The 7,543-nt window shown below is 52.3% G+C and carries 7 protein-coding genes and 3 pseudogenes; 4 read left to right on the top strand and 6 right to left on the bottom strand.

Annotated elements, in window-relative coordinates; translation table 11 throughout:
• Positions 1-86: 86 nt before the first annotated feature.
• The 6 genes and pseudogenes from dusB to OCV69_RS12310 form a co-directional block, all read right to left on the bottom strand.
• The gene (gene dusB, locus OCV69_RS12285; protein ID WP_158359445.1) at positions 87-1,046 is read right to left on the bottom strand and encodes a tRNA dihydrouridine synthase DusB; all 960 of its coding nucleotides are present in this window, start codon (positions 1,044-1,046) and stop codon (positions 87-89) included.
• A complete protein-coding gene (locus tag OCV69_RS12290; RefSeq protein ID WP_158359444.1) occupies positions 1,043-1,756 on the bottom strand; it encodes a hypothetical protein in 714 nt (237 codons plus the stop codon). The genes dusB and OCV69_RS12290 overlap by 4 nt, the downstream gene beginning before the upstream one ends.
• Positions 1,749-2,126, bottom strand: a complete 378-nt coding sequence (locus OCV69_RS17025) for a DUF6145 family protein (protein WP_262563125.1) — start codon at positions 2,124-2,126, stop codon at positions 1,749-1,751. Before OCV69_RS17025 ends, OCV69_RS12290 begins: the two co-directional genes overlap by 8 nt.
• 72 nt (positions 2,127-2,198) lie before the next feature.
• A pseudogene (locus tag OCV69_RS17030) lies at positions 2,199-2,756 on the bottom strand (HAD family hydrolase); the annotation flags it as partial.
• A 127-nt stretch (positions 2,757-2,883) separates the two neighbouring features.
• On the bottom strand, positions 2,884-3,519 hold the full coding sequence (locus OCV69_RS12305) for a cytidylate kinase-like family protein (RefSeq protein ID WP_158359442.1): 636 nt from the start codon (positions 3,517-3,519) through the stop codon (positions 2,884-2,886).
• Positions 3,520-3,623: 104 nt separating this feature from the next.
• Positions 3,624-4,418 (bottom strand): N-acetylmuramoyl-L-alanine amidase, encoded by a 795-nt coding sequence (locus OCV69_RS12310; protein WP_158359440.1) that lies wholly within the window; start codon positions 4,416-4,418, stop codon positions 3,624-3,626.
• A gap of 547 nt (positions 4,419-4,965) precedes the next feature.
• Between OCV69_RS12310 and OCV69_RS12315 the strand changes: the two genes are divergently transcribed.
• The 4 genes and pseudogenes from OCV69_RS12315 to OCV69_RS12330 form a co-directional block, all read left to right on the top strand.
• Complete coding sequence (locus OCV69_RS12315) at positions 4,966-5,628, top strand: AroM family protein (RefSeq protein ID WP_158359439.1); 663 nt, start codon at positions 4,966-4,968, stop codon at positions 5,626-5,628.
• A gap of 215 nt (positions 5,629-5,843) precedes the next feature.
• Positions 5,844-6,224, top strand: a pseudogene (locus tag OCV69_RS12320) (transposase); the annotation flags it as partial.
• 5 nt (positions 6,225-6,229) lie between these two features.
• Positions 6,230-6,775 (top strand): annotated as a pseudogene (locus OCV69_RS12325) (IS1634 family transposase); the annotation flags it as partial.
• A 10-nt stretch (positions 6,776-6,785) separates the two neighbouring features.
• A partial coding sequence (locus OCV69_RS12330) for a transposase (RefSeq protein WP_158360320.1) occupies positions 6,786-7,543 on the top strand: 758 nt, incomplete at its 3' end.

Consider the following 7,543-nt stretch of genomic DNA (forward strand, 5'->3'; position numbering starts at 1 on the left):
CAACCGCAAAAAGGCCGCAGCCTGCTCCGGCAGCCTTCGCTGTCCCGGACCGGCCTGCGGCCTTTCCCGTTCTTTCTTTTCTGTTCTTAAAGGCGTTCTCCGATCAGAGCTGTCAGCTCATCCATGGTGGACACCGTATTGATATCGTTTCTCAAAGCCGCAGAATTGGGATATCCGGCCGTATACCAGGCCACATGCTTTCTCATTTCCCGCATTCCCGCTGTCTCGCCTTTAAATTCCAGCATCATCTGCCCGTGGCGCATGATCATGGCCTTAAGCTCATCTGCCGACGGCCTGGGAGGCTTCCTCCCTGTTTCCAGGTATTCTGCGATCTCCCGGAAGATCCAGGGATTCCCTTTGGCTCCCCGGGCCACCATGATCCCGTCGCATCCGGTCTCCTCCACCATCCGCTTCGCATTCTCCGGCGTGAACACGTCTCCGTTTCCAATAACCGGAATGGATACCGCCTCCTTGACCTGGCGGATGATGTCCCAGTCCGCCCTTCCCGAATAATACTGCTCTCTGGTGCGGCCATGGACGGCAATGGCCGAAACACCACAGCCCTCGGCGATCTTCGCGATCTCCACAGCATTGACGGATGAATCGTCAAAGCCCTTGCGGATCTTCACCGTCACTGGTTTTTTAAGGGTGCGCACCATGGCGGAAAGGATCTCCTCCACCAGCTTCGGGTTCCTCATTAACGCCGAGCCCTCTCCATTTTTAACGATCTTTGGGACCGGGCAGCCCATGTTGATGTCGAAAATATCGTAGGGCCCCTCTTCCAGCTCTCCTGCGATCTTTGACAGGATCTCCGGATCTGACCCGAATAGCTGAAGGGATACGGGCCGTTCCCTGGGATCCACCTCCAGAAGCTCCTTTGTATTCCTGTTTTTATAAAGCACCGCCTTGGCGCTGACCATCTCCATACATACCAGACCGCAGCCCTGCTCCCGGCACAGCACCCGGTAGGGAAGGTCCGTCACCCCTGCCATGGGAGCCAGGATCACATTGTTGTCCAGGGTCACATTTCCGATCGTCAGCTTCATGGTACCAGGGCTCCTTCCGCGTTCACATAACGGCCGTCATCCACATATGTATTGGTCTGCATGACGCCAGTCTGCTGGTCAAAATAATACCAGATCCCCTGGGAATTGACCCAGCCGGCAGCCATACTGCCGTCTGCATTGAGAAAATAATATTTTCCCTCCTTCAGAAGCCAGCCCGTCTGCATAGCTCCCACACTGTTTAAATAATACCATTTTCCATTGACCATCTGCCAGCCCGTCTGCATGATCCCGTACATGTCCAGCAGATACGTTTTCCCGTCCACATAGCCCCACTGGCTGGAAACGGGCTGCCCATCAGACGCCATCAGCCGCCATTTTCCATCCTCCAGTTTTTCCCAGGTCCCTCCCCGGTAGGTACTGAATATATAAAGAGACCGTTCCTGGTCCTCCAGATATTTTTTCGCCGCCTCGGAGTTGGGGCCGCCGGACAGGGCCTCTTCCTCTGTCTGTCCCTGGTTTCCCATGGGATTATTTCCCACCTCCCCGGGACCGGCTCCGCCGCTCCAGCCGTTGTCATAGGCCGGATTGTTGGCCGCCTGGCCGTTATATATGATCACCTCATGGTCCTCCATGCCGGGACCAAAATTAAAGGCAAGGGCATCGGCGGATACGGTCCCCATGGACAGGGCCCCCGCAAGGACCGCTGCCAGGACCGCCTGCCTTCCCATTCCATTCTTCCGATCACGCATCCGTCTCCTCCTCTGTTTCCAGGTCCGCCAGGCTGTCTCCCAGGAATACCACCCGGTAATACAGCTCCAGGGACTCCAGAAGTTCCTTTTTCTCCCTCTGGTACTGGCGGATCTTTAAGCCGCTGCCGATCTCATCAAATAAATAGTCCTTATCGTCGGCCTGGACCTTAAACTCCAGCTCCCCCTCCGGCGTAAACTCCATGGTCAGGACGCCGCCGATGTCCTCGGTGAACAGCACACACATGATCTGCAGCTCTTTTTTTATATGCTCCGGCAGCGCCTTAAAATCCTGGTTGAAATAATACTTCTGCTCATAGGAGCTGGCTCCGCAGAGGACTATATTTTCTGTCCCCGGAAGAAATTTTAAGATCTCAGAGATCTGCCGGATCTGGATATCCGCCTGGCTCTGGTCAAAGCCGAACCGGTCATCCTCCAGGGCCGCCACGGTCATCCCGGCCGCCTTTCCTGCCTGGATCCCCACCGTGGAATCCTCCACCACAAAGCACTCCTCTTCCGGGATCCCCAGGGTCTTGGCCGTATAATGATAGATCTCCGGATTGGGCTTGCTCTGCTTAAACTGGCCGCCGCTGACGATCAGATCAAATACGGGACGCATCCCCGTCTCCTCCATGATCCGGGCGATCAGCTTCGGGCCTGTGGAGGAGGCCAGGGCCACCTTGTAGCCGCGTTTTTTTAATTCCATGGCCGTCGTGTAGGCCTCGGGCCGGAAGATCTTTTTATAGTCCACCTGGCTGTAAATATCCAGGACCGCAAATTCATCCCGCAGCTCCTCCCAGGTCTGGCCGTTGTCCACTGCATTTTTCATTACCGTCCAGCTGTCCTTCCGGCTGAGGCCCACCATGGGGTTTAACTGGTCCATAGTCACCTCCGGATTCTTTTTCCTGGCAAACTCCAGAAGGTAATCCATATATACAAACTCGCTGTCCACGATCACGCCGTCCATATCAAAGATCACGGCGCTTATCTTCTTATGCTCCATTGTTTTCTATCTCCTTGTTTCCAACTATGATGGCTTCCGATATTATAGCAACTGGAAGGCCAAACTGCAAGAGCGGGTTTCCCGGAGCCCGGCCTTTCCGGCCTCCAAAAAAACCGCCCTTCCCGGCCTATGCCGGATACAGACCGCGGATCTTAAGGTAGGACAAAATACATTCCACGCAGCCGTCCGTACCCAGGACCCCGGAATTCAGCATCATATCATAGTTTTCCACGTTCTCCCATTCTTTTCCTGTGTAATACCGGTGATAATCCCGCCGTTCCCGGTCCATGCGCCGGATATTTCTGGCGATCTCATGTTCCTCATAATAGCCCTTTTCCCGGATCCTCTGGATCCTGGCCTCCATGTCCGCGTAGATGAAGATCCTCACCAGCCGCTCGGTTCCCGCCAGCACATGGTCGGCGCAGCGGCCAATGAAAATACAGGATTCCTCCTGGGCCAGACGCCGGATGACCGCGGACTGGAACCGGAACAGATTGTCGGCGGATACCAGGTCGGAGCCTGTGGAAGGGGACGTATTTTCCGGGATCAGGGACTGGACGATCTTATAAAGCAGCTTTTTTCCCGCCCGCTCGTCGGCCAGGTGAAAATAGCTTTCCCGGATCCCGCTCTCATCGGAAGTCATCTTCAGTATCTCTTTGTCATAAACGTCCAGGCCCATCCTCTGGCCCAGCTTCTTCCCGACTTCCGCTCCGCCGCTGCCGTACTGGCGGCCGATGGTGATGATCAGATTCTGTTTTTCCATAAAAGCGCCCCCTTCTGTTGTTTTTCATGAAAATTTCAACGTGTTTACATCTGTTTCTGACAGCTTTATCATACCACATTCCCCACTGGATTTTAAGCCCTTTTTCAGGATCTTGTGATCAGAGTCCCGTAGCCCAGCCGCCTCAGACGGCGCTCCATCTGCACCGCGTTGTCCATCTCCCGGAACGCCCCGGCCCGCACATAGAAAAGGCCGTCCTTTACGGTCATAAAGGCTGGAAAGCCCTGGTCCTTCAGCTCCTGAAGCTGGGCCTCGGCATTGGAGCGCAGCCGGAATACCCCGGTCTGCACCATATAAAATCCAGGGACCTCCCCGCTGGCCGCCTGGTCCTCCCGGGCCTCCAGCTCCTCAAAGGTCTCAAGGATGCCGTCGGCGATGGCATCGGCTGTGGCCGCCAGATTGGCGTCAAAAAAGGCGTTGTCCTTTTCATTATCAAGAAATCCGGCTTCCACCAGCACCGCCGGCATTTTCGTCCGGCGTAGGACCACCAGGCCTGGTCTCTCCTTGACACCCAGATCTGTCCAGCCCACAGCCGCCAGCTGCCGACCGATGTTTTTTCCCAGCAGTCCGGCTGTGCCGGAAGCAGAAAACACCAGATTTTCGATCCCCGAGCCAGTTCCCGGCACCGGCATGGCATTCCTGTGGATGGACACAAAAAAGTCTGCGCCCGATTGGTTTCCCATGGCGGCCTTCTCATAGGGGGTGTCGTATACATCCTCCACCCGGGTGTAGGATACCTGGATCCCCCGGCGCTCCAGAGCGTTTCCCAGGTCAAAGGCCAGTCTTAAGGTATCGTTTTTTTCCTTCCTTCCATTATATACGGCTCCCGGCTCCGGTCCTCCATGACCGGCGTCGATGATGACCTTTCTGTTCTCATTCATAAAATCTCCCCTTTTTCGTTTCTGTAAGATTATTCTATGATAAAAGGGGAAAAGTGGATCCGCCAGACCCGGAACAGGCCTGGGGACCGGGAGGAAAGAAAGAAAAATCTGTCTGTATACATGCCAATCCGCAGCTGTCTGTGGTATAATGTCTGTAAAACAGACATTATACCATCGCGCATCTGGTTTCTGCGTTCACCGCAGAAAACCAGGCGCCCAATTCCCCCGGAGGGATACCATGTCTGGAGGACATGGTATAATGTCTGCAAAGCAGACATTATACCATCGCGCATCTGGTTTCTGCGTTCACCGCAGAAAACCAGGCGCCCAATTCCCCCGGAGGGATACCATGTCTGGAGGACATGGTATAATGTCTGCAAAGCAGACATTATACCATGGCGCATCTGGTTTTCGCGTTCACCGCGAAAATCCAGGCGCTCAAATCTCCCGGAGGGGTACCATGTCCGGAGGACATGGTATAATGATGCTGGCAGGCCAGAAGGCCAGAATCAAAGATCATAAATAAAGAACCACAAGGAGGTATCCCATGAAAAAAATAGGCGCCATCACCGTTGGCCAGACGCCGCGCACGGATCTGATCCCTGAAATTGCTCCCATCCTCGGTGACTCCATCGAGATCATCCAGATGGGCGGACTGGACGGACTGACAAAGGAGGAGATCCAGACCATGACTCCGTCTCCCGGCGATCATGTGCTCGTATCCCGCTTAAAGGATGGAAGCTCCGTTTCCTTTGGAGAGTCCCATATCCTGCCAAGGCTTGAGGCCTGTATGGATCAGCTGGAAAAGGACCAGGTCTCCCTGATCCTCTTCCTCTGCACCGGGGAGTTTCCCGATACATTCCAGGCAGACGTGCCGTTAATCTTCCCCAGTAAGATTCTGACATCCATCGTTTCTGCCATCCATCCGCACCGTCTGGCCGTCATTGCTCCAGTAAAAGAGCAGCTGCCCCAGATGCAGACCAAGTGGGCCGGCTGCGCCGATTCTGTCTATGGCCTGGCCGCCTCTCCCTATGATGGCGTAGAGACCGTGGCTGCGGCTGCCCGTAGCATCCCCTCCGACGCCGATCTCATCGTCCTGGACTGCATCGGCTACACCGTGGAAATGAAGGAACAGGTCCAGGCCCTCACCGGAAAATCCGTTCTTCTCCCGCGGACCCTGGCGGCCCGGGTGGTGAAAGAGCTGGCGTAGACACAAGCAGCAGTTATTAAAAATTTTCGAATAACTGCATTTTCATGGATCTCGTCATCCGCAAAAATTATGGGGCTGTCGGGAAATAGATAGTCTAAAACAGGGCCGGCTGTGACTTATGTGAGTCACAACCGACCCTGAAATTTTTTCATAAAAAAGAGAAAAAGATGGCTAACGACAACCATCTTTTCCCCGTTCCATGTTATAATGGAACTATGCTTAAACAAGATTATTATAACGACTTTTTTGATTTTGGGCAACAGAAAATTAACTTCAGCTTCTTCGAATTGCATTTACCCGACGACGATCCTGTCTATACCCTGAAAAAAGTAATGGAGGAATTGGATTTTTCAGGCCTGCTGGCCTGTTGTTCAGACCAGGGAAGAACCGGGTACAATCCAATCATGCTGTATGCTGTTGTTACCTACGCAAACATGCGTGGCATCCGGGCCGTTGACCGGATCGTGGAACTGTGTGAACGGGACCTGGCATTCATCTGGCTGACCAAAGGCCAGAGACCCAGGCGGGATGCTTTTTATGATTTTAAGGGGAAAAAACTGACCGGTGAGATCCTGGATGAACTGAATTACCAGTTCCTNATCTGGGAGATTCTGCAAAATATGTAAAGATTACCAACAAAGATGAGAACGGGAAAAAGATAACTCCTGTGATAGGAATTGATAAAGAGAAGGTTAATGAGGATCTGAAGTATGCAGGATACAACCTTATGGTCACCTCAGAGCTGGATATGGAACCGCTCCAAATCTATCAGACCTACCACAGCTTATGGAAGATCGAAGAATCCTTCCGGATCACAAAGTCTTATCTGGATGCACGCCCGGTTTACGTGCACAAAAAAGAAACAATCTATGGGCATTTTTTAATCTGCTACCTTAGCTTGTTTCTTTTAAGAGTGCTTGAGATTAAAGTTTTTAAAAATCAGATTAATTCTTATGATCTGATTGATTTCATACGGGACTTCCGGGTTGTCAATAAAGGAGATGGCTCTTATATTAATATTTCCCGAAACCAGACAGTAAACGAAAAAGTCAAAAAAGCTACCGGCCTAACGAATCTTGATGCTTTGTTTCTCACTGAAAAAGAAATCAACAATCTTTTTCAGAACTGTATCCTCCTGGACTCCTGAGTACTATGTTTTGAGAGAAACGACGGAAGTCAGGTATTATAACGACTTTTTTGATTTTGGGCAACAGAAAATTAACTTCAGCTTCTTCGAATTGCATTTACCCGACGACGATCCTGTCTATACCCTGAAAAAAGTAATGGAGGAATTGGATTTTTCAGGCCTGCTGGCCTGTTGTTCAGACCAGGGAAGAACCGGGTACAATCCAATCATGCTGTATGCTGTTGTTACCTACGCAAACATGCGTGGCATCCGGGCCGTTGACCGGATCGTGGAACTGTGTGAACGGGACCTGGCATTCATCTGGCTGACCAAAGGCCAGAGACCCAGGCGGGATGCTTTTTATGATTTTAAGGGGAAAAAACTGACCGGTGAGATCCTGGATGAACTGAATTACCAGTTCCTGCGCCGTTTGAAAAAGGAAGGCCTGCTCACACTCAGAGAGCTTTTTATCGATGGCACTAAAATAGAAGCAAACGCCAACCGTTATACCTTTGTCTGGCGGGGAAGCTTAAACTACCATCTTGCGGGGCTTCTGGACACCATTGATGCCCTTTATGCAGCTTACAATGCACTTCTGCATGAAAACGGGTATGGACCGAAATACGATCTTGGGGATGCCAGGATGTTTGTGGTGGAAGGCATGGACAAAGTCCGGCGTGTGATCGAGGAGAACCGGAAACGGAAGCTGACAAAGCACAAGAAGATTTCCAATAATACCGTGATCGAAATCGACGGCTGTTCCCCGCTTGAGATCCTGAAGCTGCAGAA

It is taken from the genome of Alitiscatomonas aceti (assembly GCF_025567195.1).
GTDB classification, from domain to species: domain Bacteria; phylum Bacillota; class Clostridia; order Lachnospirales; family Lachnospiraceae; genus Alitiscatomonas; species Alitiscatomonas aceti.

Bases quoted from the DNA above. Each gene is read 5' to 3' on its own strand.
- dusB (WP_158359445.1), bottom strand. From the start codon at position 1,046: ATGAAGCTGACGATCGGAAATGTGACCCTGGACAACAATGTGATCCTG.
- OCV69_RS12290 (WP_158359444.1), bottom strand. From the start codon at position 1,756: ATGCGTGATCGGAAGAATGGAATGGGAAGGCAGGCGGTCCTGGCAGCG.
- OCV69_RS12305 (WP_158359442.1), bottom strand. From the start codon at position 3,519: ATGGAAAAACAGAATCTGATCATCACCATCGGCCGCCAGTACGGCAGC.
- OCV69_RS12310 (WP_158359440.1), bottom strand. From the start codon at position 4,418: ATGAATGAGAACAGAAAGGTCATCATCGACGCCGGTCATGGAGGACCG.
- OCV69_RS12315 (WP_158359439.1), top strand. From the start codon at position 4,966: ATGAAAAAAATAGGCGCCATCACCGTTGGCCAGACGCCGCGCACGGAT.